Genomic DNA, 25825 nt, shown 5'->3' on the forward strand with positions numbered 1-25825 from the left:
TTTGAGGCTCAGATGGTTGAGATGCGGCAGGGCTTTGCAGCCCAAATCTCCGAGATCCGGGCTGAACAGCAACGATCTGCCGAGCGCTTTGAGGCTCAGATGGCCGAAATGCGGGCCGAGCAGCAACGATCTGCCGAGCGCTTTGAGGCCCAGATGGCCGAAATGCGGGCCGAGCGGCAGGCTATGGAAGCCCAACTCCAGACCGAAATCCAGGAGATCAGGGCGTTGATCCAACAGAACCAGGAGCGGATTCGACAGAACGAAGAGCGGGGAGACGAGCTGGAGGTGGCCATACAGGAGTGCCGCCGAGATATGCAGGCTGGGTTTGCCGAACTGAGGGAAGCGCAAGCCATGATGATGGAGCAATTTCGGGAGCGCGATGGCCGCCTGATCGAGGCTCAACTCAGCTTTATTCGGGAGATGCGGGAAATGCAACGGGAAGTGGCGGAGCTGCGACTGGATTTTCTCAATCACATGCGCCAATACCACCCACCTGTCGAACGTTAAATGGCTACGGCAGCACCTGGGCGGTCACCTCAGCTTGCGGTCGTAGGGGTAGCGGGGGATGGCTCTGTGGCTTCCTGGGGGATCCCCCCCCTTTCCCAAGCCAGGGTTTTGGCAGGAGCCCCTCATCTGCTCCGGCACTTTACCGATCATCCGGCCCGCAAGATCCCGCTCACCGGGCCGGTGGAAAGTTGGATCCCGCTTTTGCAGCAGGAGATGGCTCAGGGATCCCTAGTTTTGTTGGCCAGCGGGGATCCGCTTTTTTTCGGGATCGGGCGGCTGTTGACGGAGTATTTCCCAGCGGAGCGGTTGGCCTTCTATCCGCAGGTGAGCTCGGTGCAGCTGGCCCTGAACCGCCTGCAGATCCCCTGGCAGGAGGCGACCATCCTCAGCCTACACGGGCGGGGAGTGGAGCGGTTGGAAGCCGTTCTCAAGCAGGGATCCCCTGTGATCGTGGTGCTCACCGATCCGGAGCATACACCGACCGTCTTGGCCCAGTTCATTGCCGACCTGCGGCTGCCGGTGCGTTACCAAGCCTGGGTCTGTAGTCAACTGGGATCCCCTCAAGAACAGGTCGTGCCCCTCCAAGAAGGGGAAGACGCCGTTTTCCCCAGCCCCAACGTTGTGGTGCTGCGACGGGTAGAACCGGAGCCAGATCCCCATCGCTGGCCTTTGGTAGGGATCCCGGACGACCAGTTCTACACCTTTCCCGACCAGCCCGGCTTGATCACCAAGCAGCCCATCCGCCTGCTCACCTTAGGATCCCTGCAGCTCCCCCAGGAGGGCGTGGTGTGGGACATCGGTGCCGGCACCGGCTCGGTGGCCATCGAAATAGCCCGTCTTTCCCCCCAACTTCAGGTGTACGCCGTTGAGCGGAATGCCGCCGGCATCTGCCTGATTCGGCGCAACCGGCAACGCTTTGGACTGGAGAACCTGCAGGTGATCCCGGGGGCAGCCCCCCAAGTGTTGGCCGACCTGCCAGATCCGGATCGGGTGGTGCTGGGCGGTGGCGGCAAAGGGATCCGCAATCTGCTGCCGGTGGTGGAAGACCGCCTGCGGCCTGGAGGGATCTTGGTGGCCAACTTCGCTACCCTAGAAACCTGCAGCGAGGCCCTGCAATGGCTGCGTTCGCGCGGCTGGCAAGTCCGAGTGGATCACGTTCAGATCTCTCGCTCTGCCGTCCTGGCCGAGGGCACCCGCTTTGCCCCCCTGAACCCGGTTTACCTGCTGCAGGGGATCCCTTCAAATTGGAAAGCCCAGTAAGCCCCCCGTTGCTCTGCTTTCCCTTCTCCCTGTGGGGGAGGGAAAGTTATCCCTCGTCCTCCTCATCGGCGGTGAACCCCGGTCGGTACAGGTAGGCGGAGGAGGGACGGTTGGTCTTCTTGATTTGGTCTTTGATGGATTCCAGGTCGATGTAGCGATCCGCCAAGTTGATCAGTTGATCGCTGGTCATGGAACGCAAGCTGACCACCTCCACTCGTGCCCCTTGGTAGCTAACGGCATTGACCGCATAGGCCAAGTCTCCATCGCCGCTCACCAGCACAGCCGTCTCATACCAGCGCACCAGCGACAGCATATCCACGGCAATTTCCACATCCAGGTTGGCTCTCTTGGATCCATCGGGCAACTGGGTTAGCTCTTTGGTAACCACGCGGTAGCCATTGCGGCGCATCCAGAGCAAAAACCCCTGCTGCTTTTCGTTGTTGCGATCGACGCCGGTGTAGAAAAAAGAGCGCAAAAGGGGCGACCGACCACTCAGAGTCTTCAGCAGACGGGTGTAGTCGATCTCAATGCCCAGTTGCAGAGCGGCGTAGAACAGATTGGATCCGTCGATGAATATGGCCACACGCCCACGGTTGTCCTGCAAGGGATCCGCAGGCTGAAAGCCGGGATCAGGATCAAGACGCAGCATTCGGGTTTTCTTCTCCAAGTTTTGACAAAAGGGCAGAAAAAAGAGGTGTTAAATGGGTTTAATCGCCAATACAGCTCTTTCCGGCAGCACTGACTACAGCTAATGCAGACGCCTCTCTTGTGCGATAGGGATCTTACTGCTTCCCAGAGTGATCTGCAGAATTCCCATGAAGTCGGAAAAAGCCGTAAAAGGCTGCCCCAAGCCTTGGGACACATGATTCACCCTAGCGCAGGAGAGACGATCCCCGGAGAAGATTTCCAAAATCCTAAAGAAAAATACCTACGAAAGGAGAGGCTTTGCGGATGGAGTGCGGGGATGGGCCGGTGCCTTACCGCTTTTCGAGCCCCTTGCACAGAGGGGTGCTGCGCAGCCGCTACAAGCGGTTTTTGGCCGATGTGGAGCTGGAAAACGGGCAACAGATCATCGCCCATTGCCCCAACACAGGGCCGATGAGTGGGGTCTGTCAGGTGGGGGCACCTGTGTACCTCTCCCATCACCCAGAGCCGAAACGGAAACTGGCCTACACCTGGGAGATGATCCAGGTGGATGGAGTATGGGTGGGGATCAACACCAGCTTGCCCAATCGCCTGGTGGAATGGGGGCTGGAGCGAGGGTGGTTTCCCCAGTTGGCAGGGTTTTCCCGCCGGCAACGGGAGGTGACCTGCGGCAGGAGCAAAATCGACTTTCTGCTGACAGGAGACGCTGGCTCGGTCTATCTGGAGGTGAAGAACACCACCTGGGCCAAGGGATCCCGCGCGCTGTTTCCCGATACGGTGACCACTCGCGGCCAAAAACACCTGGAAGATTTGATCGCGGTGCGCCAACAGGGTCAGCGTGCCCTGCTGCTGTACTGGATCAATCGCGCCGATTGCACCGAGTTTGCCCCCGGCGAAGAACGGGATCCCCGCTATGCCCGTCTGTTTCGTGAGGCCCTGCAGGTCGGAGTGGAGATGTTGCCCTATCGGGTCGAGGTTTCGCCGGCAGGGATCCGACCCTTGGGTTTGGCCAAAATCGTTGTCTAGGCACCCCAAAAGAAGGGGCAAGCTCTCTGGAAACGGCTGGGGATCGCCTATAATTCTGTTTTCTCCAGATTCTTCCATTTTCCAGGCATTTGAGGACCATGAGCGAACCTTCCTCCCGTCCTCATCACATTGTCCTGACTTCCCATCCCTCCCCTCATGGGACGCAAGCCCAGCCGATTCGCTGGGGATCCTTGGATCCACTGCAGCGGGGGCCGGTGGTGGGTAGCCTGACCAATCTTGCCCATCGCAATGTCATCGGCACTCATTCGGGAGCCTACGCTGTTTACCGGGCATTGGCTGTGGCCAGTGGCTCTCTGCAGGCGGATCACCGCGCCGATTTAACCCATACTGCCCCGGTGGTGTCGATTGGCCCTCACCCAAGCTGGGGAGATCCAGACCGGATTGTGTCTTTGGATCCCTGGGGAGCAGTTGTGGGGGAAGTCTTTGCTCCCCTCTATGCCCAGGGCTACGATATTCGCCCTACTATTGCCATTACTCAGGCCCACATCCACATGCCCGAACTGCAGGAGGCGGTCAACAAAGGGCGGTTACGGGTGGATGGCCGGATCCTCAAAGACAACAGCAGCCTGGTGATCACCAAAGCCGCAATCGAGCCGGTCTGGTACCTGCCGGGGATCGCCAAACGACTGCAGGTGAGCGAAAGCCTGCTGCGCCGCACCCTCTTCGAGCAAACGGGAGGCATGTTTCCAGAATTGGTGACCCGTCCAGACCTATCGGTGTTTTTGCCGCCCATCGGTGGCCAGACGGTGTACATCATCGGGCAGGTGGCTGCCATCACCGACCCGGCCTTGCCCCTGGCGGTGCGGGTTCACGACGAATGCAATGGTTCCGATGTGTTTGGCTCGGATATTTGCACCTGCCGCCCCTATCTGGTGCATGGCATTGAGGAATGCGTTAAGACGGCCCAAGCCGGTGGAGCCGGGGTGATCGTGTACCTGCGCAAAGAAGGCCGCGCCTTGGGAGAGGTGACCAAGTTTTTGGTCTACAACGCCCGCAAGCGCCAGGAAGGAGGGGATCGGACCGATGCCTACTTCGCCCGTACCGAGTGTGTGGCAGGGGTGCAAGACATCCGGTTTCAGGAGTTGATGCCGGATGTGCTGATACATTTACGCTGAACACTGCTGAACATCACTGTTCAACTATGCAGCGATAGCATTCTGTTTGTTTCCAACCAGAATGGCGGTATCCCGCAAAGCTTTGAGTAGAATACCCAAAGCGCAGTTTCCGTGTCGTCTTACTACCAATTTTCTGCTTTGCTTTGGCTACCATGTTGGCAGACTCGAAAGTAAACAGAAAGATCAACTGGTAGTAATCCGTACTGAACATATTATACATTATTTTCAGTATAGTTGAGCTTATTATTGACTAGAGTCATGCTCCATTGGCTGGGCATAACCCGAATCGATCGCCTGATTTCCATGAGCGACCTCAAGTATCGAGCCATCACCAACTCCGGCATTGAGGTTCTGCAGCGGGTGCCCATCCCAGAAGAGCTGATCCCGGCGGATGCCCGTGTGGAGATCGAGGCCAAAAAAGCTGCCGGCTACTACACTGAGGGTGAGGTGCTGGATGCGGAGCGGCTGGCCCAAATCCGAGGAAGAGCCTTGGTGGAGTGAGCGGGATCCCTCATGCAAGTGGCCACCTGGAATGTCAACTCCATTCGCACCCGGCTGCCTCAGGTTTTGGCTTGGCTGGACAGCCAGGGATCCCTGGATGTGCTCTGCCTGCAGGAGACTAAGGTGGTGGATGAAGACTTTCCCCGGGCGGCCTTTCAGGAGCGGGGCTTTCATGTGGAGGTCTACGGGCAAAAGTCCTACAACGGTGTGGCTCTGATCAGCCGGGATCCCCCGGAAAAAGTAGAACGGGGGTTTGGTGCGCTGCTGCCTTCGGCGGCAGATTTGGATGAGCAAAAGCGGCTGATGAGCGCCATCTACCGCGGGATCCGTATTCTCAACCTTTATGTGCCCAACGGTTCTGAGGTGGGATCGGAAAAATACGCCTATAAATTGCGCTGGCTAGCCACGCTGAAGGATTACCTCGCCGTTGCCCTGAGCCAAGGGGATCCCATCTTGCTCTGCGGGGACTTTAACATTGCCCTGGAAGATCGGGATATTTATGATCCCCAAAAAGCGGGAGAAATCATGGCTTCCGAACCGGAGCGACAAGCCCTGCGGGAGATCTTGGCTTTGGGGTTTGAGGATGCGTTTCGCAAGTTCACCCCAGATCCCGGCCATTTTAGCTGGTGGGACTATCGCTCGGGGGGGTTTCAAAGGAATCGCGGCTGGCGCATTGATCATCATTATCTGTCTCGTGAGCTACAGGAGAAAGCCACCGCTTGCTGGATCGATGTTGAGCCACGGCGGGCCGAAAAACCCAGCGATCATGCCCCTGTCATTGTTGCCCTGGATATTTAAGCGCCTTGTTATAGTCATTTCAAGCTAGGTTGAGACACTCCCCAAACGCTCCCTGCCACTGCCTTCACCCCTTCTCTCAGAGGAAGAGGGGAGCCAGGCGGAAATGTTTCATTCCTGTTTAAATGACCATAACAGCTCATACCAACCAGCCATCCAATTAAAATGGAGCGGCCTCTTCGAGAATTTTCAGCTAGAAATCGCAGGAGCCCCGCACTGTACCCGTAGGGTCAGTGCCGGGAGGAATGCGGAAGTTATGATAGAACCATGACTCAAGTCCTGACCGTCTCCTGCAAGCTCAAGGTGTCCCAGTCGCAAGCCGCAAAGTTGGATGCGACAATGGATGCCTTTGTGCAGGCGTTGAACTGGGTCAACCAAAACACACCAGAAAAAGTAGTCAACGCAGTCAAACTCCAGTCCCTTTGCTATTACCAGATTCGCGCTCGGTTCGGCTTATCCAGTAACTTGGCTCAGCAGGTCTGCAGACGGCTGGCCGGTGCCCGTAAAGTTGCCCGACAGAAAAACCGTCCGGTCAAAGCGTTCAAGAGAGGCTTTGCGACCTACGATGCCCGTATCTTTTCGTTCCGCGAGAAAGACTGGACGGTGTCGCTGACCACGGTTGGGGGTCGAGAGCGCTTTGAGCTGGCGATTGGCCGCTACCAGAGAGAACAGTTGGCAGGCTCCAATCCCAAATCTGCCACTCTGGTCAAGCGTAAAGACGGCTCCTACTCTATTCAGATCTGTGTGGAAGCGGAGCCATCCCCACCGCAAGGCACGGATAGAGTGCTGGGCGTGGATTTGGGAAGGACGGATATTGCCCATACGTCAGAGGGGGACAACTGGAATGGACAGCAGTTGAACAAAGTCCGAGACCATCACTCGCGGTTGAGGGCGGTACTTCAACGCAAAGCCAGTAAGGGCACCCGCAGTTCGCGGCGCAGATGCCGTCAACTGTTGCAACGGCTGTCTGGCAAGGAGAGGCGCTTTCAGGCGTGGGTCAATCATCGCATCTCCAAAGCTATTGTCTCTAGGGCAAAGGCGACAAACAGCGCTATTGCTCTGGAAGACTTGACAGGGATTCGGGAAAGGGTCAATCAACAGCCACGCAGCAAAGCCGAACGGCGCAGGGCCAACAGTTGGGCGTTTTATCAACTCCGTCAATTTTTGGAGTACAAGGCTCTGCGTGCGGGGGTTGCTTTGATTCTGGTGCCGCCTGCCTACACGTCGCAGACCTGCCACCGGTGTTTGCACATTCATCCCGACCCTGCGCAATCCTACCGCAGTGGGAAGCAGTTTAAGTGTGGACACTGTGGATGGGAAGGGGATGCGGATTTGAATGGTGCGAATGTGATTGCGCTTTTGGGGGCTGCTGTGAACCAGCCTAGAGGTTCGTGGTTGGCTTGCCAACTGCAGGGCTACCGAAAGCCCGCCCTGTGCTGCGAAGCAGTCAGGGTCGGGTAGTTTACAACCATTCTGTGTTCGGGGCTGAGCTGAGCCATGCTTTGCTGTAGAGCCTGTTGGTAGTGCAAGTGCATCAGGTCAGGGCCAGGGTGAGCGATATCCGATCCGAGGGCCAGGTTTTGGGTTTGGGAGTGTTGCCGGGCGCAGCGCCGTCGCTGATCTGAGGCCACATTCCAGCAGATGCGATACAGCCAAGTGGAAAACTGGGCCGAGCCGCGAAACCGAGGCAACCCTTTCCAGGCACGAATAAACACTTCCTGTACCAGGTCATCCAAAAGATCGGCTCCACACAAGGGATAGAGGATATTCCGTACCGACTGCTGGTATTTGCGGTAGAGTTGGCGAAAGCTCTGGCTGTCGCCGTTGAGGCAGCGCTGGATCAGCTCCCAATCGGATGTATCCTTTGCCGCCTGCACGAGAGGACGCTCCCTTGTTCTCAACCTTGCTTTGTCTGACTCCCAATGCCCCCAAAAGGTTCAAAGGATCCCTGTCTACGATGGCCCTCTACTTCCCGCCAAGCAAGATATGGTCGTTTAGGCTAGAGTGAGACACCTGGGCTATACGAGAAAAGCCTTATGGCCCCATGCATTATTGCTCCGCAGCGCTGACGCGACGACGCGACCAATGTTTTAGGTGTGGGTGCAGTGTCCTAGTTTGAGTCGAAATGACCATACCGGCATCTTCTGATTGCCGTTTTCCCTCAAAGGATACCCGCCGGCAGGTGTAGACAAGCCAATCCCTCTTGCCTGTTCGCACTTTCTCAATCCCAATTCTGTTGAATTCTATTGGCTCGTCGACCTACAATTCCAATAACACCAAAAAGAGGGAATGAAAAGCTGATCTTCATGCCTGCCTGGCCATGGCCAAAACAACTCAGATAACCGATAAACCCGATCTGTTTGGATTCCTCTATCATCACCCGACGCTCACCCTTGCCATTCTGTTGGGGCCACCTCTCATTTGGTTACTGGTCTTTTACTTGGGGCCGCTGCTGGCGCTGCTGCTGCAAAGTTTTTATCATCTGGATCCCTTTACCGGCCTGATCCTGAGAAAGTTGACTTTGGCCACCTATCGAGAGCTGCTCACTCCGGCCAATGTGGATATCTTTGTCCGCAGCTTGACTATGGCTTTGGCAGTGACCCTAGCTGCAATTGTGTTGGCTTTTCCTCTGGCTTATACCATGGTCAGACTGGCCTCTCCTCGCTGGAAGGACTTTTTGTACTTGTTGGTGCTCCTACCGCTTTGGTCTAGTTATTTGATTCGGGTTTATGCCTGGAAGTTGATCCTGGCCAAAGAAGGGATCCTTACCTATCTACTCACCCATGTGGGCCTACAGGGCTGGGTGGAAAAGATTTTGCAGTTGCCCGGGATCGGTGGGCCATCGCTGGCTGTATCCAACTTGGGTATTTTCTTGGTGTTTCTCTATGTTTGGCTGCCCTATATGATTCTGCCGATCCAGGCGGCTTTGGAGCGAGTGCCTGATAGCTTAATTGAGGCTTCTGCAGATTTGGGAGCTCAGGGTTGGCAAACGTTCCGCCATGTTACTCTTCCCCTCGCCTTGCCAGGGATCCTGACCGGGTCGGTCTTTACCTTTTCCTTAACATTGGGAGATTTTGTGGTGCCCTATTCTCTGGGCAATTCCAGCTATTTCATCGGGCAGGCAGTTCTCGCCTTTCAGGGCACCTCTGGCAACATTCCCTTGGCGGCAGCCTTCACGGTTGTGCCGATGGGGATCATGACCGTCTATCTGCTAGTGGCCAAGCGGCTGGGGGCGTTTGAATCGGTGAGCTGACCCGATCAAGGATTTTTCCAACACATGAGGAGCCAACTGAGCTAGGCTGGTAACTGTTAACGAATGTATCGGGCTGTCCCTATGGTGCTCTTTGGCTTTGGCAAACTTGGCAAGAAACTGTCCCTGCCCAAACCGGAAGAAGCCTTGCCGGGCCGGGCCGAGCCGATGGTGATCGTGAATCGGCATTTTGTCAATGGCCATCCGCTGCAGCCGCCTTTTCCCGAGGGCATGGAGCTGGCCATGTTTGGCATGGGCTGCTTCTGGGGGGCAGAGCGCAAGTTTTGGCAGGTGCCAGGGGTGTTCAGCACAGCGGTGGGCTACGCTGGCGGGTTTACCCCCAACCCCACCTACGAAGAGGTCTGCACCGGCCTGACCGGCCACAACGAAGTGGTGCGGGTGGTTTACGACCCAGCTCAGGTCAGCTATGCCCAACTGCTGAAGGTGTTTTGGGAAAATCACGACCCTACCCAGGGGATGCGCCAAGGCAATGATGTGGGCACCCAATACCGCTCCGGCATCTATGTGTATTCTCCGGCGCAGCGGGAGCTGGCGGAAAAAACCCGCGATCTCTATCAGCAGGCCCTGACCGCCCACGGCTACGGCCAGATCACCACCGAGATCTTAGACGCGCCTGAGTTTTACTACGCCGAAGACTACCACCAGCAATATCTGGCCAAGAATCCGCGCGGCTACTGCGGCCTGGGGGGCACTAAGGTTTGTCTGCCAGAGATCCTCACCGAGCCTGCCTAGCCCCAACCCAACCGTCAAAAGACTCGGCGGGAATGGGATCCCCGCTCAAGGAACTCCCTAGCCACTAGGGTTACCACCGCCAGCAAGGAGAGCACCACCGCCGCCGCATAGGCTGAGCCGGTGGCATAACTGCGGTAGGCATCTTCCACGAACAGGGGCAAGGTCTGGGTGCGGCCAATGATGTTGCCGGAAACCACAGCCACAGCGCCGAACTCCCCCATGGCGCGGGCATTGGTCAAGATGACGCCGTACAGAAGGCCCCAGCGGATGTTGGGCAGGGTGATTCTCCAGAAGATCTGCCAGGGGGTCGCCCCCAGCGTTTTGGCGGCTTCTTCCTGGTCGGTGCCTGCCTCCTCCAACACCGGCAACACTTCCCGCGCCACAAAAGGAAGGGTGATGAAAGCCGTTGCCAACACAATGCCCGGAAAGGCAAAGATAACCCTCCAGGATCCCAGCCAACCCTGACGCCCGAAGATGAGCACCAGCATTAGGCCAGCCACCACCGGGGAAATGGAAAAGGGCAAGTCGATCAGGCTCAGCAGCAGCGCCCGCCCCGGAAAACGCCGGTGGGCAATGGCCAAGGCGGCACAGAGGCCGAAAAAGGTATTGAGGGGCACAACGACCAGCGCCGTCAGCACCGTCAACCGCAGGGCACTGAGCAACTCCCGCTCCGTCAGGCGATGGAGAAAGGCTGGGATCCCTTCTCGAAACGCCTGATAGAAGATGTTCACCACCGGGATCCCGAGCAGCAGCGCGATGTAAAGCCCGACGATCCCGATCAACAGGCCCGACAGCCAAGGGTTTGTCGATGGCTCCGGCTTGACACCCGATACCCCCTTAGGTTTCATGGCGGCTTCCCCAGGCTTGCAGAAGATTAATTACCACCAGCGACAGGAAAGAGATCCCCAACATCACCGTTCCGATCACGGTTGCCCCAGCATAGTCGTGTTGTTCCAGCCGCTGAATCACCAGCACCGCCGCAATCAAGTCCCGAAAGGGAATGCTGGAAGCGATGATCACCACAGAGCCGTATTCCCCCACGGCGCGGGAAAACCCCAGGGCCACCCCGGTGAGCACTGCCGGCAGAATCTGGGGCAGCACCACGCGCCGGAAGGTCTGAAAGCGGGAAGCCCCCAAACTCCAGGCTGCCTCTTCCACATCTTTCTCCAGCTCCTGCAACACCGGCTGCACCGTCCGCACCACAAAGGGAAAAGAAATAAACAGCATCGCCACCCCCACCCCCAAGCGGGTAAAGGAGATGCGGATCCCCAAGGGGGCCAAAAGGGATCCAATCCAGCCGTTGCTGCTGTAAACCGTTGCCAGGGTGAGGCCGGCCACGGCGGTGGGCAAAGCAAACGGCAGATCGATCAACCCCTCGAGAAGCTTTTTGCCGGGGAAGGCGTAGCGCACCAGCACCCAAGCGGTCAAAGTGCCCATCACGCCGTTGATCAGGGCCGCCAGCAACGCGGTTACAAAAGTAACTTCATAGGCGGAGAGGGCCACGGGATCCGTCGCGATCCGCCAAAACTCCGCCCAGCCCACGCTGGTGGACTTGGCAATCAAGGCAGCCAGCGGCAGAATCAACATCAAGAAGAGATAGCCCAGGGTCAGCCGCCACGGCCAAGACAGTTGAGACAAAGCTTGCAGCAACGTTTCTCAAGCTCCCACCGGCATTGCGGTCATTTCGGTTTTTTTGTCGGTTTTTTTGACGGGAAAGGCTTTCACCACCTTGGGGCGCACATAGACCTGCTGCCCCACCTGCAGGGGTTGGTTGGCATATTGCTCGCGGCTGAGATGGGCCCACAGGGATCCGCCATCGCTAAGAATCAGCTCCGCCTGAATCTCCCGACCCAGGTGGATGATCTCCTTAACGCGGGCAGAAACACCACTGCTGCCGGGGTTGACCTCAATCTGCACATCGTGGGGGCGCAAAAAAAGCTGATGCGGGCCGGCCTGCACCTCGGGAAGCTGGCAAAAGAGTTGGGAGCGGGGAGAAAGCTCGTTGACCGGGCCGACAAAGCTCATCACAAAGGGTGTAGCTGGATGGTCATAGATTTCTGCCGGGGATCCCACCTGTTCGATCCGCCCCTGGTTCATCACCACGATCTGATCCGCCACCTCCATGGCTTCCTCTTGATCATGGGTTACAAATACCGTTGTCACATGCACCTCATCGTGCAGGCGCCGCAACCACTTGCGCAGCTCTTTGCGGACTTTGGCATCCAGGGCCCCAAAGGGCTCATCCAACAGCAACACCTGCGGCTCCACCGCCAAAGCGCGGGCTAGGGCCACTCGCTGCCGCTGCCCCCCAGACAGTTGAGAGGGGTAGCGATCCCCGAACCCCGATAGCTGCACCAGCTCCAGCAGCTCATCCACCCGTGCCCGAATCTCGGCCCGTGAAGCCTTGCGGATCTCCAAGCCAAAGGCGATGTTCTGCCGCACCGTCATGTGCTTGAACAGGGCGTAGTGCTGAAAAACAAAACCAATGTTGCGCTCCTGGACGCTGGCATGGGTAGCATCCCGCCCGGTGAGGGAAATCCGCCCCGTATCCGGCTTTTCTAGGCCGGCAATCAGGCGCAGCAGGGTGGATTTGCCAGAACCCGATGGCCCCAAGAGGGCAACCAGGGATCCCGTGGGAATGGTGAGATCGGTGGGGTGAAGGGCCTGAAACTGCCCAAAACGCTTCGATACCCCTTCGATGGTGATACCCATAGGTTCTGCCTAGCTAGTGGTTTGCCTGAGAAGTTGCTGGATGGTTGCCGGCTGAGTCTTCTGGAGAGGGTGAGGGCAGTTAAACCCGCGGCTAATCTACGGTAAACCTGTCAACAAACCGTTGATATAGCTCCCAAGATAACTTGAATGGGGATCCAAAACAAGGGAGACTCCCTACAACTGAGCTTGGATGCGGTCAAACAAGGCCCCATCGGCAAAAAAGCGGCTTTGGACAACCTCCCATCCGCCCAGGTCGGCGACGGTAACCCGCTTCTCAACAGGAGGGTAACGCCAGGCAAACTCTTGGGCCACTGTGGGTTCTACCGGGCGAAAGCCCACCTCGGCAAAGGCCCGCTGCGCTTCTGGGGTGAATAGGTAGTCCACAAAGGCTTCGGCCACGGCACGGGTGCCTTTGCGATCCACATTGGCATCCACCACGGCTACGGGGTTGTCGATGGAAATGTTGGGATCCGGCACCACATAGAACAGGGATTGGCCGCGCAGGCTGGCCAAGATCACCTCATGTTCGTAGGTGAGCAGGGCATCCCCTTGCCCTTTTTGGAAAAAAACATCGGTGGCCTCTCGTGAGTCCCGCGGCAAAATGCGGACATTCTTGTAGACCTGGGTGGTGAAGGCCAGAGCCTGGGGTTCAGGGACAGCGCTCCAGAGGGCTAAAAAGTTCCAGCGGGCGCCCCCTGAGGTCTTGGGGTTGGCGGTAACCACCTGCAAGCCGGGCCGAGCCAGATCTTGCCAAGAGCGGATCCCCTGGGGGTTGCCCTCCCGCGTTACAATCACTGCCACCGAACGGGTAACGATCCCTTGGTTGGGGGTACGGGCTTCCCATCCCGGCTGGATGAGACCCGCAGCCACGAGGCGCTCCACATCCAAAGCCAGGGCCAAGGCCACCACATCGGCATCCAGCCCGTCGATGACCGCCCGCGATTGCGTTGCTGAGCCGCCGTAGCTGCTTTCTACGCGCACCCGTTGCCCCGTTTTCGCCAGCCAGTGGGCTTCAAAGGCAGGAACGATTTTCCGGTAAGCGTCTCGAGTTACCGCAAAGGAGGCCAGGAGAATCGCTACTTCCTCTCTGGATCCCCCTGAGCCCATACCGCTGACACAACCACTGAGGCCAAGAAGAAGGCCAAAAATTAGGGATCCCATCCCCAGCCACCGCCCCATGCTCACCGGCAGCCTGCGGATCCCGGCCCCAACTCTCCCAGACCAGACCACCTCGATTGCTGAGGGGATCCCCCATTTGTTCGCAGGTGTCCCTTCAGTGTTCATAGCAATCCCCAAAAACTTCTCCTCCTCCTCAGAGGGAGTCCGCCCTCACCCCCAACCCCCCTCCCAAAAGGGGAGGGGACCAGCGCCAGGACTCTTCCCGTCTTATTCTACGGTAAGCCAGTCGGTAAACCGTTTTTAGTTCTCTGGGGATCTCTAGGGGGAGCAGGTGGCGAGGATTGGCGGATCGGAGATTAAAGCCAGAGCAGCCTTGAGGATCCCGGGATCCTCTGGAGAAGGGCGCAACTGAAACCCCAGCCGCTGACACAGGCGGCGCATGGCCTCGTTTTCGCAAAGAACCTCGCCGGTGAGGTGCTGGATCCCTTCGCAGCGGGCCACCTGAATGAGGCGGGTCAAGAGCTCCGTGCCGATCCCCTGTCTTTGGTAGGGATCCGCCACCAAGAGGGCAAACTCCGCTTCCTGAGGGAGGCCGTGTTTTTTGGAGAGGCGGCTGATGCCAAGGAGGTGGGGTTCTGGGTCTTGCCGCTCGGCCACTAGGGCAATCTCGCGGTCGTAGTCATTAAAGCAGATGCGAACCAAGCGCTCGTGGGCGATGCGGGCGCTGTATTTGATCGGGTGGAAGTAGCGCAGATAGACGCTGTAATCGGAGACGTGGCGGTGAAAATCGATCACCAAAGGCTCGTCTTCAGGGCGAATGGGGCGAATGGTGATGCCGTCCCGGAAGCTCCAGATGTACTGGGTGGGATAGGGGCGGATGGCCAAGGGCACCTGGGGATCCTGCTCGGTTCGCAAAATGACGCGGGCATCCAAAGCCAGCAGGCCCTCGCTGGAAGCCAGCAGCGGATTGATATCGATCTCTTTAATCTCCCGCTGCTCGGCCACCAGTTGGCTGAGGCGCACCAAAAGCTGCTCCAGCGCCTCCAGATCCACGGCCCGGCGTCCCCGCACCCCCTTGAGGGCCTTGTAGATGAGGGTATTCTCCATCAAGCGCCGCGCCAAGGTAGTGTTGAGGGGGGGAAGGCCGATGGAGCGATCTTGAAACACCTCCACCAGTTGGCCGCCGCTGCCAAAGAGCAACACCGGCCCAAATTGGGGATCCTCGCTGCTGCCCAGGATCAGCTCGTAGCCGTTGGTGGGAACCATGGGCTGCACCGTCACCCCTTGAAAGTGCTGGGATCCGGCTTTTTCGGCAACATTAGTCTGGATCTGCTGGTAGGCCCGCCGCACGGCTTCGGCATCGGGCAGGTTGAGCTGCACGCCGCCTACGTCGCTTTTGTGGGTGAGGGTGTGGGAGTAAAGCTTCAGCACCACCGGGTAGCCTATGGCCTCAGCAGCTTCCACCGCCGCTTCCGAACTTGCTGCCACCCGCGTCGGCACCACCGGGATCCCGTAGGCGGCTAGGATCTCCTTGGACTCGACCTCGGTTAAGAGCGTGCGACCTTGCTGCCGGGCTTGGCTGAGGATTTGGTGCACCCTATCCCGCTCGACCGCTCTTGCAGGGGGCAAAGTGGGAGTTTCGTAGAGGGCCTTGAGGTTGTAGCTAAATCGCCACAAATAGCCGAACACCCGCGCCGCTTGATCCGGGTAGCGGTAGGTGGGGATCCCGGCTTGGTTGAGGATGTGCTCGCCCGCATCCACGCCAGCTCCCCCCATCCAACTGGCCAGAATGGGCTGCCGGGATCCGCTGCGCCGCCAGGTCTCCACCACTTTCTCAGCCGTGGCCGTGGGATCCGTCATGGCTTGGGGGGTGAGGATGACCAGACAGCCCTGGCTGCCGGGATCCCGCAACACCACTTCCAAAACTTGGGCAAAGCGCTCCGGATCTGCGTCCCCCAAAATATCAATGGGATTGCCGTGGCTCCAGTGGGGGGGCAAGAGCTGGTTAAGCTGCTCCAGGGTTTGGGGAGAAAGCTCGGCCAGGGATCCCCCGGCGCGGATGAGGGCATCGGTGGCCAGCACCCCTGGCCCGCCGGCATTGGTGAGGATGGTCAGGTGAGGGCCCTGAGGACGGGGCTGTTTGGCCAGCACCTCCGCCAGGTCGAAGAGATCTTCAATGTGATCCACCCGCAGCACGCCGCAACGGCGGAAGGCCGCATCCAACACTGCGTCGCTGCCGGTGAGGGAGCCCGTGTGGGAAGCGGCTGCTTGGGCTGCCGCCTGGGTGCGCCCCGCCTTGATGACAATGATGGGCTTGCTCAGGGCCACCTCTCGGGCCGCGGACAGAAAAGAGCGGGCATCCCCGATGGATTCCATGTACAAGACAATGCTGTGGGTATGGGGATCCTCGCCCAGGTAGTCAATCAGATCTCCCCAGCCCACATCCAGCATCGATCCCAAAGAGATAAAGGCGCTGAAGCCCACATTTTCCTGCAGGCTCCAGTCCAGGATCGAGGTGCACAGGGCCCCACTTTGGCTGATGAAGCCCACATTGCCGGGTCGGGCCATCTGGGCGGCAAAGGTGGCATTCAAGCCAGTGTGGGGGTTTTGGATCCCCAGGCAGTTGGGGCCAATTAGGCGCAACTTGCCGCGGGCGGCCTGTTGGATGGTCTTTTCCAGGGCCAACCCCTCCGGGCCGATTTCCTTAAAGCCTGCCGAGAGGACAATGGCCCCCTTGACTCCGGCCTCGACGCATTCTTGGATAACCGCCGGCACCCCGGCTGCCGGGATGGCGATGATGGCCAGATCCACCGGCTCGGGCAAGGCGGAAAGCCGCTCGTAGGCCCGGATGCCCAACACCTGGTGCCGCTTGGGGTTGACCGGGTAGACCGTGCCGCCAAAGGGATGGCTAATGAGGTTCCACAGCACCGTGCGCCCAACACTGCCCTCGCGCTCTGTTGCCCCCACCACGGCCACCGAGCGGGGCAGAAAAATGGGATTCAGGGGATGGGATCGGGCCCTCCAGATATCCACACTGGGATCCAGTCGTTGCCACATACCCTACTCCTTAGGCCAACACTGGTTCCGGCTGGTGGTAGAGAGCAGAATCCACCCGGCAGCCCCGATAGGCCAAAACGTACAGCTCCTTCATGTCTTGAATGAGGGGATAGCGGGGGTTGGCGCCGGTGCATTGGTCGTCAAAGGCTTGCTCCGCCATCGCCTCCAGACGGTCGTAAAACTCCCGCTCTTTCTCCCCCAGGGCCTCGCGAATGGTGGCCGGGATCCCCAGTTTCCGCTTGAGCTCTTCGATGGCCTCGATGAGGCGCATGACCTTTTCATCGTCATCCGCCCCGCCCAACTGTAGGTAATCGGCAATTTCCGCGTAGCGGTGTTTGGCGTTGGGATAGCGGTATTGGGGAAAAATGGCCTGCTTAAAGGGGGCGTCGGTGGCGTTGTAGCGGATGACGTGGGTAATCATCAGGGCATTGGCCAGGCCGTGGGGCAGATGGAAGGTGGATCCCAGCTTGTGGGCCAGGGAGTGGCACACCCCCAAAAAGGCGTTGGCAAAGGCCATGCCGGCAATGGTGGCGGCGTAGTGGACTTTTTCCCGCGCTTCGGGATCTGCAGCACCTTTTTCATAGGCCCGCGGCAGGTAGGTCATCAGGAGCTTGATGGCCTGCAGGGCCAGCCCATCGGTAAAGTCGCTGGCCATCACCGACACATAGGCTTCCAGAGCGTGGGTGAGGGCATCGATACCCCCGTAAGCCGTCAGCTTCTTGGGCATCTTGAGGGTGAGATCCGGATCCACAATGGCCATGGTGGGGGTGAGGGCGTAGTCCGCCAGCGGGTATTTGATCCCCACCCGGTCATCGGTCACCACGGCAAAGGGCGTCACCTCGGAGCCGGTGCCGGAAGTGGTGGGGATGCAGATGAGCTGAGCTTTTTGTCCCAGTGGGGGCAGCTCGTAAACCCGCTTGCGGATGTCCATAAAGCGCATCGCCAAGCCATCAAACTCCACCTGGGGCTGCTCGTACATCAGCCACATCACCTTGGCCGCATCCATCGGGGATCCCCCACCGACCGCAATAATCACATCCGGTTGAAACTGGCGCAACTGCTCCAGACCGCGATTGACGTTGCTGAGGGTGGGATCCGGCTCTACATCGTGGTACACATCCCAGCTCACGCGAATCTCATCCAAAACCTGGGTGATGGGATGCAATATGCCCAACTCAAAGAGCGGCTTATCGGTCACCAAAAAGGCGCGTTTTTTGCCGGCCAATTCCCGCAGAGCAATAGGCAGACATCCGGGCTTGAAGTAAACCTTGGGCGGGATCCGAAACCAGAGCATGTTTTCCCGACGTTGGGTTACCGTTTTAATGTTGAGCAGGTGGCGCGGCCCCACATTCTCGGAGATCGAATTGCCTCCCCAAGTGCCACAGCCCAAAGTCAGAGAGGGATCCAGCTTGAAGTTGTAGAGATCCCCAATGGCCCCTTGTGAAGAGGGAGTGTTGATCAAGACTCGACCGGTTTGCAGGGCATTTTCAAAGTAGGCAATATCGTCCCGATTGGCGGGATCTGTATACAAAACAGAGGTGTGTCCCCGCCCGCCGAAATTGACCAGTTGGACAGCAACATCTACGGCGCTGTGGAAATCGTTGGCGCAGTAGAGGGCCAAGATGGGGGCCAATTTTTCGTAGGAGAAGGGCTCCTCCGGCCCCACCTTCTCCACTTCCCCAATCAGCAGTTTGGTGCCTTCGGGTACCTGGATACCGGCCAGGGCAGCGATGGTCTGCACCGACTGGCCCACAATGGCCGGATTGAGGCGACCGTCTTTGAGAAGGATGCGGCGCACGGCTTCGGTTTGTTCCAGATCCAAAATGTAGGCCCCCCGATGGCGAAACTCGGCCTTGACCTGCTCGTAGATGGCATCCACCACCACCACTGCCTGTTCTGAGGCACAGATCATGCCGTTGTCGAAGGTCTTGCTCAACAAAATCGAGCTGACAGCCATGGGAATATCGGCACTGGCATCGATCACTGCCGGGGTATTGCCCGCTCCCACCCCCAAAGACGGGTGGCCCGAAGAGTAGGCCGCTTTAACCATGCCAGGCCCGCCGGTAGCCAAGATCAGCTTCACCTCAGGATGCTGCATTAAGGCCTGAGAAAGCTCGATGGTGGGCTCGTCGATCCAGCCGATCAACCCCACAGGAGCGCCCGCTGCCTCGGCAGCTTCTCTGACCACTTTGGCCGCGGCAATGGTGCATTGTTTAGCCCGCGGGTGGGGAGAAAAGATAATGCCGTTGCGGGTTTTGAGGGTGATCAGAGCCTTGAAAATGGTCGTTGACGTGGGGTTGGTTACCGGCACAATACCTGCCAAAAGACCCACCGGTTCAGCAATTCTCTCGTAGCCAAAGCTCTCATCCCGCTCGATAACCCCGCAGGTTTTCTCGTGTTTGTATTTGTTGTAAATGTATTCCGAGGCAAAGTGATTTTTGATCACCTTGTCCTCCACAATACCCATGCCGGTTTCCTGTACCGCCAGCTTGGCCAGCGGGATCCGTTCGTTGTTGGCAGCCAGAGCGGCTCTGTGAAAAATCCGGTCTACCTGTTCTTGGGTGAAAGTTGCATATTCAGCTTGGGCAGCCTTCACCTGCTGGATCAAGGTTTCCAGCTCGGCTAGATTGGTTACTGGCATCGGTGGATCCCTCCAAAACTCATCAAGACTTAGACGATAGGAACAATTGACAATCGGATAGTTGGAAATAGTCGAATAACCCGAATGGCAATCTAGGCGCCAACAGGAGCAGGAACTTGGATTTCGGTGGTCAGGGTGGGGGGATGGGTGAGCGTATTGTGAATGATGCAGGCATCAACTGCTTTTTCCAGCCCCTTTTGATGCCTTCCGTCCAGCGGGATCCCAGTTTTTACACGAATGTGAATGTTGTCTAGGCGAGCCGGATGCTCAACTTTCTCCGCCGTGACCACCACCTCTAGTCCACTGGGATCCAACTGCCGAGCTTCCAGATATTTGACGGCATAAAAACCAACACAGGCGCCCAGAGAAGCCAGAAACCATTCCGGCGGCGTCATTCCCTGATCTCGACCGTGATTGTCCAAAGGCTGGTCGCTGAGAATGCGGTGCCCTCGGCTTTCCGCTTGGAACTGAACACCATCGCGGTAGGTGACGCAAACTTCCATTGGGGATCCCTCCTCTTGGGGTATTCTTCAGTTCACATAGAGTCCGTAAAGTTAGCCTGGGGATCAACTTGGATTCCAGTCAGCTCAGGGCCAATCTGGAGACGGTGCAGAGGTTTTAGAGATTAACTGTGAATCACTTCGGATCTAAGCGTGACCTGGCTATGCTGACCCAAGCCGCAACTGCAGAATTGTCAAATAGCCACCAGTCCTTGATCCCGAAAGATTTGTAAGGCGTGATTCACCTGTTCGGGTGTGGGTGGATCGACATCGGCAAGGGTGTAAGGCAATCCCAATTGCTGCCATTTGTATTCCCCCATCTTGTGAAAGGGCAAAACTTCCACTCGCTCCACGTTGGATAAGGTGGCCACAAACTCGGCCAGACCCTTAATGTTTTCCTCGGGATCCGTCAAGCCGGGAACCAGCACAAAACGAATCCAGGTAGGCTTGTGGATCTGGTCTAAATAGCGGGCCAGATTAAGAGTGGGTTCTAGCGAAACGCCGGTAACCTTTCGATACAGCTCCGGCAGATAAGACTTGATATCCAGCAACACCAAATCTGTATGCTCCAACACAGGCTTGGCTGCTTCCAGTTGCCCATAGCCAGAAGTATCCAAAGCCGTGTGCAAGCCCAACTCATGGCAGCGACGGAAGATCTCGGCCACGAAGTCAGGTTGCAGCAAAGGCTCTCCCCCGGTAGCCGTAACTCCCCCCCCTCGCAAGTAATTCTTGTAACGTTGGATCTCGGCAATTAAAGACTCAACCGTAACAAGCTGTCCCGCCTCCGGATCCCGACAGTCAGGGTTGTGGCAATACAAACAGCGAAGTGGACAACCCTGTGTAAAAATTACGAAGCGGATTCCTGGCCCATCGACGGTGCCACAGGTTTCCACCGAGTGAATGCGCCCAGCAATTGGTGTCAGGGGGTTCATAACGGTATCCATACTTTTATCCTGGATGACTTTTGCAAAATATCAATCAATCTTGAGGTTTTCTTCCAGATTGCTAACTCAGGTTAAATAGAACACAGTTTCCATTTCTCTTTGGATTAGGTTGGGACTAGATTTTTTTAGATCCCTAGGGTCTTTTAGCTAGACCGCTGCTATCCTGGCTGGAAGGGAGAAAGGGGGATAAAAAGCCGAAAGGGCAGCTTGGGGATCCCACCCAGCTCAGACCGATGGGTCGTGTGGGCTAGGCACGGAGGTATCCACCGTGATGCCGTGCAGGCGGTGGGCCTTGGGATCGAAATCCTTCGGGAAATGGGTATAGGCATCGAAATCTGCGTGATCCAACAAGGCTCCTTCTAAGAGCGCCCCTCGGAAATTGCTGCCAAAGAGGAGACATCCCCGCAAATCGGCTCCCGATAGGTTAGCTCCGCTGAAGTCGGCATAGCTGAGATCGCACCCCCGCAAATTGGCCCCCGCCAAGTTGGCCCCACTGAAATCGGCATAGCTGAGATCGGCGCCAGCCAAATGGATCTCCTGCAGCTCAGCCCCCTGCAAATCGATCTCCCGAAAATCGCGCCGTCCTGAGGCATACTGGCTGACCAGATCCGCAGCGCTACAAACAGTCATGATCATCGGGCCTCCTCGGTTATCGATGGGGGATCCCTTCCATCGACCCCGGTATGGGCGGACTTCAGGGATCCCCGGCCTTGTTTTTAGCAGTGTTGATGGAACGTGCGGTTAATGACATCCAGTTGCTGCTCGCGGGTGAGCTTGATGAAGTTCACCGCATAGCCGGAAACCCGGATGGTGAGCTGTGGGTAGAGCTCCGGGTGCTCCATGGCATGCAGCAGGGTCTCGCGGTTGAGAACATTGACGTTGAGGTGGAAACCGCCATCCCGCATGTAGCCATCCAGCAGCCCCACTAGATTGGCAACCCGCTCCTCCGCTGTGCGACCTAGGGCCGCCGGCACAATCGAGAAGGTGTTGGAGATCCCATCCAGAGCGTCGTCGTAGGGCAGCTTGGCCACCGAAGCCAGCGACGCCACCGCCCCCTTGGTGTCCCGGCCGTGCATGGGGTTGGCCCCTGGGGCAAAGGGCTCGCCCGCTCGCCGCCCGTCGGGGGTGTTGCCGGTTTTCTTGCCGTAGACCACGTTGGAGGTGATGGTGAGGATGGACTGGGTGGGGATGGCATTGCGGTAGGTCTTGTGCTTGCGCAGCTCGGCCATGAAGGTCTGCACCAGTTGCACCGCAATGGAGTCAACTCGGTCGTCGTTGTTGCCGTATTTGGGGAAGTCGCCCTCCACCGCGTAATCCACCACTAGGCCCCGCTCATCCCGGATGGCCCGTACCCGCGCGTATTTGATGGCGGATAGGGAGTCGGCTGTTACCGACAGGCCGGCCAACCCAAAGGCCATGGTGCGCAGCACGTCCCGGTCGTGCAGGGCCATCTCCAGGCGCTCGTAGCAGTACTTGTCGTGCATGTAGTGGATGATGTTCATGGTGTTGACGTAGGTTTTGGCCAGCCAGGCCATCATCTGCGCCATGCGCGGCCACACCTCGTCGTAGTCCAGGACATCGGCGGTGATGGGGGCGAAAGCAGGAGCCACCTGCTCGCCGGAGATCTCATCCCGACCGCCGTTGATGGCATAGAGCAGGCACTTGGCCAAGTTCACCCGCGCTCCAAAAAACTGCATCTGCTTGCCGATGCGCATGGCCGACACACAGCAGGCGATGCCGTAGTCATCCCCCCAGTAGGGGCGCATCAAGTCGTCGTTTTCGTACTGGATGGAGCTGGTTTCAATGGAGACCTTGGCGCAGTAGCGCTTGAAGGCTTCCGGCAGCCGCTCCGACCAGAGCACGGTCAAGTTGGGCTCGGGCGCTGGGCCAAGGTTGTAGAGGGTATGCAGCATGCGGAAGCTGGTTTTGGTAACCAAAGGCCGCCCATCCAGGCCCATGCCGCCGATGCACTCGGTAACCCAGGTGGGATCCCCGCTGAATAGCTCGTTGTACTCGGGCGTGCGCAAAAACCTGACCATGCGCAGCTTCATAACAAAGTGGTCAATGAGCTCCTGGGCCTCTTCCTCGGTGAGGATCCCGGCCTGCAGATCCCGCTCGATGTAGATGTCCAGGAAGGTGGACACCCGCCCCAAGGACATGGCCGCCCCGTTTTGCTCCTTGACGGCTGCCAGGTAGGCCAGGTACAGCCATTGGATGGCTTCGCGGGCGTTGGCTGCCGGACGGCCCAGGTCAAACCCGTAGCGGGATCCCATCTCTTTCAGCTCTTGTAGGGCCTTAATCTGCTCGGAGAGCTCCTCCCGCAGGCGGATGGTCTCTTCGTCCATCGTGTCCAGGTCTAGGCTGGCTTTTTGGGCCTGCTTGTCTTCGATGAGCCGATCCACCCCGTAGAGGGCCACCCGCCGGTAGTCCCCAATGATGCGACCCCGACCGTAGGCATCGGGCAGGCCGGTGATGATCCCGGAGCGGCGGCAGCGGCGCATCTCTTCGGTGTAAGCATCAAAAACGCCGTCGTTGTGGGTTTTGCGGTACTGGGTAAAAATTTCCTTGGTGCGGGGATCCAGCTCGTAGCCATAGGCTTTGAGGGAAGACTCCACCACGCGGATGCCGCCAAAGGGCATGATGGCCCGCTTCAGGGGTTTGTCCGTCTGCAGCCCCACAATTTGTTCCAGCTCTGGGTCGATATAGCCAGGGGCGTGGCTGGTGATGGTAGAGGGAACAGCGGTATCGGCATCTAGGATCCCTCGCTCTCGCTCCAGAGCCATCAAATCCTTGACCTTGGCCCACAGCCGCTGGGTGCGCTCGGTGGCTGCAGCTAAGAAGGTTTCATCACCGGTGTAGGGGGTGTAATTGCGCTGAATAAAGTCTCTGACGTCGATGGAGCGCTGCCAGGATCCCGGCGCAAAATCGCTCAAAACTTTTTGACCGTCTGCGTTGGATCCCGTCCTTGGTTCCGCCTTCAATTCTGTAGGTGATGCTACAGAACGCTGCACACTGGCAACCATAACAATCCTCCCGGCTATTACGCCTGATAATCTATCGACAGGGCGAGGCAGCACCCCGGCCTTTGCCCCACGCAGGCTCTAAAAGAGAGCTAAAGAACCAATAGATCTCTGCAAGGCTTATAGGGATCCTACGAAGGGCTTTTAGCAACTCTTCTGTTTCTTTTTTAGGCGTTCTAAATACACCTCGCCTGATTTAATTTTAGTCCCTTGCGCTCTGAGGATATTTTCGGTTGCGTGATTTTTTAATCTTATTTTCATCCTATTTTTTAATGCTGTTTTAATATCTTCTTAACGTTGTTTTACGCTTTTCCATCGGCAAATGGCGGGCCTATGCTGAGGTAGGACGGCCCAGGTCGTCTGTTGCCGTGAGAACGTCAGGATACTCGGCCTTTACCTTAGCAGTGCCTTGCTCTATGAACCAGTCCAATCGAATCGTCCAAGGGATCCATCACCTGCACTTCTATCTTTGGGATCTGCCCCGTTGGCAGGAACACTTTTGTCAAGTTTGGGGCTTCCGAATGGAAGGACAGCTCGGCAGTACCCTCTGTCTGCGTCAGGGATCCCTGCGCTTACGCCTATCTCAGCCGGCTCACGCCGGGGATGAGGTGGATCGCTATTTGCAGCAACATTCGCCTGGGGTGGTGGATGTGGCCTTGGCGGTGGAGGAGCAAGAGCTGTTGGGCTTGGCAGAGCTTTTGCAGAGGCGAGGAGCCCAAGTGGAGTGGATCCCGGCAGAAGACGAAGGCTGCCCTGCTCTGTGCCTGCGCACTCCTTATGGACTCAGGCATTCTTTGATCCCCAGCTCAGGGATCCCCGATTCAGCCCCTGCTGAGGAGAACCTGTTTTCCCACTGGGATCACCTGGTATTGAACGTGGAGCAGGGATCCCTGCAGGCAGCGGCAGATTGGTATGGGCAGGTGCTGGGTTGGCGGTCTCTGTATCGCTATAGCATCCGCACCAACACCTCTGGCCTAGAAAGTGTGGTGGTGGGAGATCCTGAAGCCGGGATCCAGTTGGCCATCAACGAGCCCACCTGTGCCGCTTCCCAGATCCAGGAGTTTTTGGATGCCCATCATGGCCCTGGCCTGCAACATGCGGCGTTGCACAGCTCAGATGTCTTCGCCAGTGTGCGCCGGCTGCGACAGGGAGGCGTAAACTTTCTGCAGGTGCCACCGGAGTACTACACAAACCTGGCAAGGGAGCTGGCCTCTGGAGCAGTACTCCCTTCTGGTGGGTTGCCCACCATCTCCTGGCACGACTTGGTGGAGCAGCAGCTCCTTTTGGATACCACCTTGCCTGCCTCTGATTCCCGACACCCCCCCCTGTTGTTGCAAACCTTCACTCAGCCTCTGTTTGGCCGGCCCACGTTTTTTTTCGAGGTCATCCAACGGTTGGGTGGAGCCACAGGCTTTGGCGAAGCCAACTTTCAAGCCCTGTTTGAAGCTCTAGAACGCCAACAGCGACAACGGCAGCAAGCCCTGGTCTGCTAACACCCTTGTTCTAGGGATCCAGTGGGAGCACCAGGGGAATGTCTCCAGTTAATCAACACGATTGATTGCCCCTGAGTTTCCAGCCGATATTCGGGTATGCGGAAGGCGTTGACATCCTCCCCGGCCTGAAGGCCGGAGATTCCTACCACGCTACGCATGGATGGCTCCTTGCGCAGTCGTCTCGGCGGGTTCCTGCTTCCGACCGCCCGTGCAGTTCGATCCACAGGCCATCCGGGCTGACACGGGTGGTTCACCCACCCGCATCCCGACCGCAGCGTCGGTCGTGTCCTGCCCTTCGTCTCGCAACAGCTGTATCCCGCGAGCAAGGATGTTGATGGCACCGACCAGAAAGGCCTCCGGCCCGCTGCCGCGAAAGGCCTCCGGCCCGCTGCCGCGAAAGGCCTCCGGCCCGCTGCCGCGATCGGCGTTATTCTCATAGCCGCACGCCACGCACTCGAACCAGGCT

The 25825-nt window shown here is 58.0% G+C and carries 20 protein-coding genes and 3 pseudogenes; 10 read left to right on the forward strand and 13 right to left on the reverse strand.

The window, feature by feature from the left end; translation table 11 throughout:
- Together ACVW0C_RS12315 and cbiE are read left to right on the forward strand one after the other, a co-directional pair.
- A pseudogene (locus ACVW0C_RS12315) lies at positions 1–507 on the forward strand (hypothetical protein); the annotation flags it as partial.
- Entirely contained in the window at positions 508–1767 is a 1260-nt protein-coding gene (gene cbiE, locus ACVW0C_RS12320) for a precorrin-6y C5,15-methyltransferase (decarboxylating) subunit CbiE (RefSeq protein WP_457385659.1), read from the forward strand.
- 46 nt (positions 1768–1813) lie between these two features.
- Here cbiE and ACVW0C_RS12325 read toward each other — a convergent pair whose 3' ends face one another.
- Complete coding sequence (locus ACVW0C_RS12325; RefSeq protein ID WP_414332504.1) at positions 1814–2416, reverse strand: LabA-like NYN domain-containing protein; 603 nt, start codon at positions 2414–2416, stop codon at positions 1814–1816.
- Between the two features lie 302 nt (positions 2417–2718).
- On the opposite strand from ACVW0C_RS12325, the gene sfsA reads away from it, so the two are divergent.
- The 5 genes and pseudogenes from sfsA to ACVW0C_RS12350 all read left to right on the forward strand — a co-directional run bounded on the left by sfsA (position 2719) and on the right by ACVW0C_RS12350 (position 7331).
- Positions 2719–3438: a DNA/RNA nuclease SfsA gene (sfsA, locus tag ACVW0C_RS12330; protein ID WP_457385661.1), complete on the forward strand. Its 720-nt coding sequence runs from the start codon at positions 2719–2721 to the stop codon at positions 3436–3438.
- Between the two features lie 98 nt (positions 3439–3536).
- A pseudogene (locus ACVW0C_RS12335) lies at positions 3537–4559 on the forward strand (GTP cyclohydrolase II); the annotation flags it as partial.
- A 261-nt stretch (positions 4560–4820) separates the two neighbouring features.
- Complete coding sequence (locus ACVW0C_RS12340) at positions 4821–5075, forward strand: hypothetical protein (protein ID WP_457385663.1); 255 nt, start codon at positions 4821–4823, stop codon at positions 5073–5075.
- 12 nt (positions 5076–5087) lie between these two features.
- Complete coding sequence (xth, locus tag ACVW0C_RS12345) at positions 5088–5873, forward strand: exodeoxyribonuclease III (protein ID WP_457385664.1); 786 nt, start codon at positions 5088–5090, stop codon at positions 5871–5873.
- A gap of 264 nt (positions 5874–6137) precedes the next feature.
- Positions 6138–7331 (forward strand): RNA-guided endonuclease InsQ/TnpB family protein, encoded by a 1194-nt coding sequence (locus tag ACVW0C_RS12350; protein WP_457385666.1) that lies wholly within the window; start codon positions 6138–6140, stop codon positions 7329–7331.
- Here the strand turns inward: ACVW0C_RS12350 and ACVW0C_RS12355 are convergent.
- Positions 7286–7747 carry a sigma-70 family RNA polymerase sigma factor gene (locus ACVW0C_RS12355; protein WP_457385668.1) on the reverse strand — a complete coding sequence of 154 codons (462 nt, stop codon included), beginning with the start codon at positions 7745–7747 and terminating at the stop codon, positions 7286–7288. The genes ACVW0C_RS12350 and ACVW0C_RS12355 overlap by 46 nt on opposite strands.
- Before the next feature lie 443 nt (positions 7748–8190).
- Between ACVW0C_RS12355 and ACVW0C_RS12360 the strand changes: the two genes are divergently transcribed.
- Positions 8191–9123, forward strand: a complete 933-nt coding sequence (locus ACVW0C_RS12360) for an ABC transporter permease (protein ID WP_457385669.1) — start codon at positions 8191–8193, stop codon at positions 9121–9123.
- Between the two features lie 81 nt (positions 9124–9204).
- On the forward strand, positions 9205–9873 hold the full coding sequence (msrA, locus tag ACVW0C_RS12365) for a peptide-methionine (S)-S-oxide reductase MsrA (RefSeq protein WP_457385681.1): 669 nt from the start codon (positions 9205–9207) through the stop codon (positions 9871–9873).
- Positions 9874–9887: 14 nt separating this feature from the next.
- On the opposite strand, the gene cysW is transcribed toward msrA, so the two are convergent.
- The 10 genes from cysW to pflB form a co-directional block, all read right to left on the reverse strand.
- Complete coding sequence (cysW, locus tag ACVW0C_RS12370; protein WP_414419677.1) at positions 9888–10721, reverse strand: sulfate ABC transporter permease subunit CysW; 834 nt, start codon at positions 10719–10721, stop codon at positions 9888–9890.
- Positions 10711–11523, reverse strand: coding sequence for a sulfate ABC transporter permease subunit CysT (gene cysT, locus ACVW0C_RS12375; RefSeq protein WP_457385670.1), 813 nt, complete (start codon positions 11521–11523; stop codon positions 10711–10713). The genes cysW and cysT overlap by 11 nt, the downstream gene beginning before the upstream one ends.
- A gap of 6 nt (positions 11524–11529) precedes the next feature.
- Entirely contained in the window at positions 11530–12585 is a 1056-nt protein-coding gene (locus tag ACVW0C_RS12380; protein WP_457385672.1) for a sulfate/molybdate ABC transporter ATP-binding protein, read from the reverse strand.
- Between the two features lie 174 nt (positions 12586–12759).
- Positions 12760–13764: a sulfate ABC transporter substrate-binding protein gene (locus ACVW0C_RS12385; RefSeq protein ID WP_457385683.1), complete on the reverse strand. Its 1005-nt coding sequence runs from the start codon at positions 13762–13764 to the stop codon at positions 12760–12762.
- A gap of 258 nt (positions 13765–14022) precedes the next feature.
- Positions 14023–16761, reverse strand: a complete 2739-nt coding sequence (locus ACVW0C_RS12390; protein ID WP_457385674.1) for a bifunctional acetate--CoA ligase family protein/GNAT family N-acetyltransferase — start codon at positions 16759–16761, stop codon at positions 14023–14025.
- A gap of 10 nt (positions 16762–16771) precedes the next feature.
- Positions 16772–19402: a bifunctional acetaldehyde-CoA/alcohol dehydrogenase gene (adhE, locus tag ACVW0C_RS12395; protein WP_457385676.1), complete on the reverse strand. Its 2631-nt coding sequence runs from the start codon at positions 19400–19402 to the stop codon at positions 16772–16774.
- 92 nt (positions 19403–19494) lie between these two features.
- Positions 19495–19905 carry an OsmC family protein gene (locus ACVW0C_RS12400; RefSeq protein WP_414343934.1) on the reverse strand — a complete coding sequence of 137 codons (411 nt, stop codon included), beginning with the start codon at positions 19903–19905 and terminating at the stop codon, positions 19495–19497.
- 191 nt (positions 19906–20096) lie between these two features.
- Positions 20097–20846 carry a pyruvate formate-lyase-activating protein gene (pflA, locus tag ACVW0C_RS12405; protein ID WP_457385677.1) on the reverse strand — a complete coding sequence of 250 codons (750 nt, stop codon included), beginning with the start codon at positions 20844–20846 and terminating at the stop codon, positions 20097–20099.
- 225 nt (positions 20847–21071) lie between these two features.
- A complete protein-coding gene (locus ACVW0C_RS12410) occupies positions 21072–21482 on the reverse strand; it encodes a pentapeptide repeat-containing protein (RefSeq protein WP_457385679.1) in 411 nt (136 codons plus the stop codon).
- Between the two features lie 80 nt (positions 21483–21562).
- Positions 21563–23869 (reverse strand): formate C-acetyltransferase, encoded by a 2307-nt coding sequence (gene pflB / locus ACVW0C_RS12415; RefSeq protein ID WP_414350064.1) that lies wholly within the window; start codon positions 23867–23869, stop codon positions 21563–21565.
- A gap of 413 nt (positions 23870–24282) precedes the next feature.
- Here pflB and ACVW0C_RS12420 point away from each other — a divergent pair, with 413 nt between their 5' ends.
- The gene (locus tag ACVW0C_RS12420) at positions 24283–25359 is read left to right on the forward strand and encodes a VOC family protein (protein ID WP_414350063.1); all 1077 of its coding nucleotides are present in this window, start codon (positions 24283–24285) and stop codon (positions 25357–25359) included.
- Positions 25360–25509: 150 nt separating this feature from the next.
- Here ACVW0C_RS12420 and ACVW0C_RS12425 read toward each other — a convergent pair.
- A pseudogene (locus ACVW0C_RS12425) lies at positions 25510–25825 on the reverse strand (RNA-guided endonuclease InsQ/TnpB family protein); the annotation flags it as partial.

Source organism: Thermostichus sp. OS-CIW-26 (genome assembly GCF_054058395.1).

What these genes read in the sequence shown, in the direction of transcription:
- ACVW0C_RS12385 (WP_457385683.1), bottom strand. Translation starts at nt 13,764, where the DNA reads ATGGGGCGGTGGCTGGGGATGGGATCCCTAATTTTTGGCCTTCTTCTT.
- cbiE (WP_457385659.1), top strand. Translation starts at nt 508, where the DNA reads ATGGCTACGGCAGCACCTGGGCGGTCACCTCAGCTTGCGGTCGTAGGG.
- xth (WP_457385664.1), top strand. Translation starts at nt 5,088, where the DNA reads ATGCAAGTGGCCACCTGGAATGTCAACTCCATTCGCACCCGGCTGCCT.
- ACVW0C_RS12325 (WP_414332504.1), bottom strand. Translation starts at nt 2,416, where the DNA reads ATGCTGCGTCTTGATCCTGATCCCGGCTTTCAGCCTGCGGATCCCTTG.
- ACVW0C_RS12380 (WP_457385672.1), bottom strand. Translation starts at nt 12,585, where the DNA reads ATGGGTATCACCATCGAAGGGGTATCGAAGCGTTTTGGGCAGTTTCAG.
- pflA (WP_457385677.1), bottom strand. Translation starts at nt 20,846, where the DNA reads ATGGATACCGTTATGAACCCCCTGACACCAATTGCTGGGCGCATTCAC.
- cysW (WP_414419677.1), bottom strand. Translation starts at nt 10,721, where the DNA reads ATGAAACCTAAGGGGGTATCGGGTGTCAAGCCGGAGCCATCGACAAAC.
- sfsA (WP_457385661.1), top strand. Translation starts at nt 2,719, where the DNA reads ATGGAGTGCGGGGATGGGCCGGTGCCTTACCGCTTTTCGAGCCCCTTG.
- adhE (WP_457385676.1), bottom strand. Translation starts at nt 19,402, where the DNA reads ATGCCAGTAACCAATCTAGCCGAGCTGGAAACCTTGATCCAGCAGGTG.
- ACVW0C_RS12390 (WP_457385674.1), bottom strand. Translation starts at nt 16,761, where the DNA reads ATGTGGCAACGACTGGATCCCAGTGTGGATATCTGGAGGGCCCGATCC.
- ACVW0C_RS12400 (WP_414343934.1), bottom strand. Translation starts at nt 19,905, where the DNA reads ATGGAAGTTTGCGTCACCTACCGCGATGGTGTTCAGTTCCAAGCGGAA.
- ACVW0C_RS12410 (WP_457385679.1), bottom strand. Translation starts at nt 21,482, where the DNA reads ATGATCATGACTGTTTGTAGCGCTGCGGATCTGGTCAGCCAGTATGCC.
- msrA (WP_457385681.1), top strand. Translation starts at nt 9,205, where the DNA reads ATGGTGCTCTTTGGCTTTGGCAAACTTGGCAAGAAACTGTCCCTGCCC.
- ACVW0C_RS12420 (WP_414350063.1), top strand. Translation starts at nt 24,283, where the DNA reads ATGAACCAGTCCAATCGAATCGTCCAAGGGATCCATCACCTGCACTTC.
- pflB (WP_414350064.1), bottom strand. Translation starts at nt 23,869, where the DNA reads ATGGTTGCCAGTGTGCAGCGTTCTGTAGCATCACCTACAGAATTGAAG.
- ACVW0C_RS12350 (WP_457385666.1), top strand. Translation starts at nt 6,138, where the DNA reads ATGACTCAAGTCCTGACCGTCTCCTGCAAGCTCAAGGTGTCCCAGTCG.
- ACVW0C_RS12360 (WP_457385669.1), top strand. Translation starts at nt 8,191, where the DNA reads ATGGCCAAAACAACTCAGATAACCGATAAACCCGATCTGTTTGGATTC.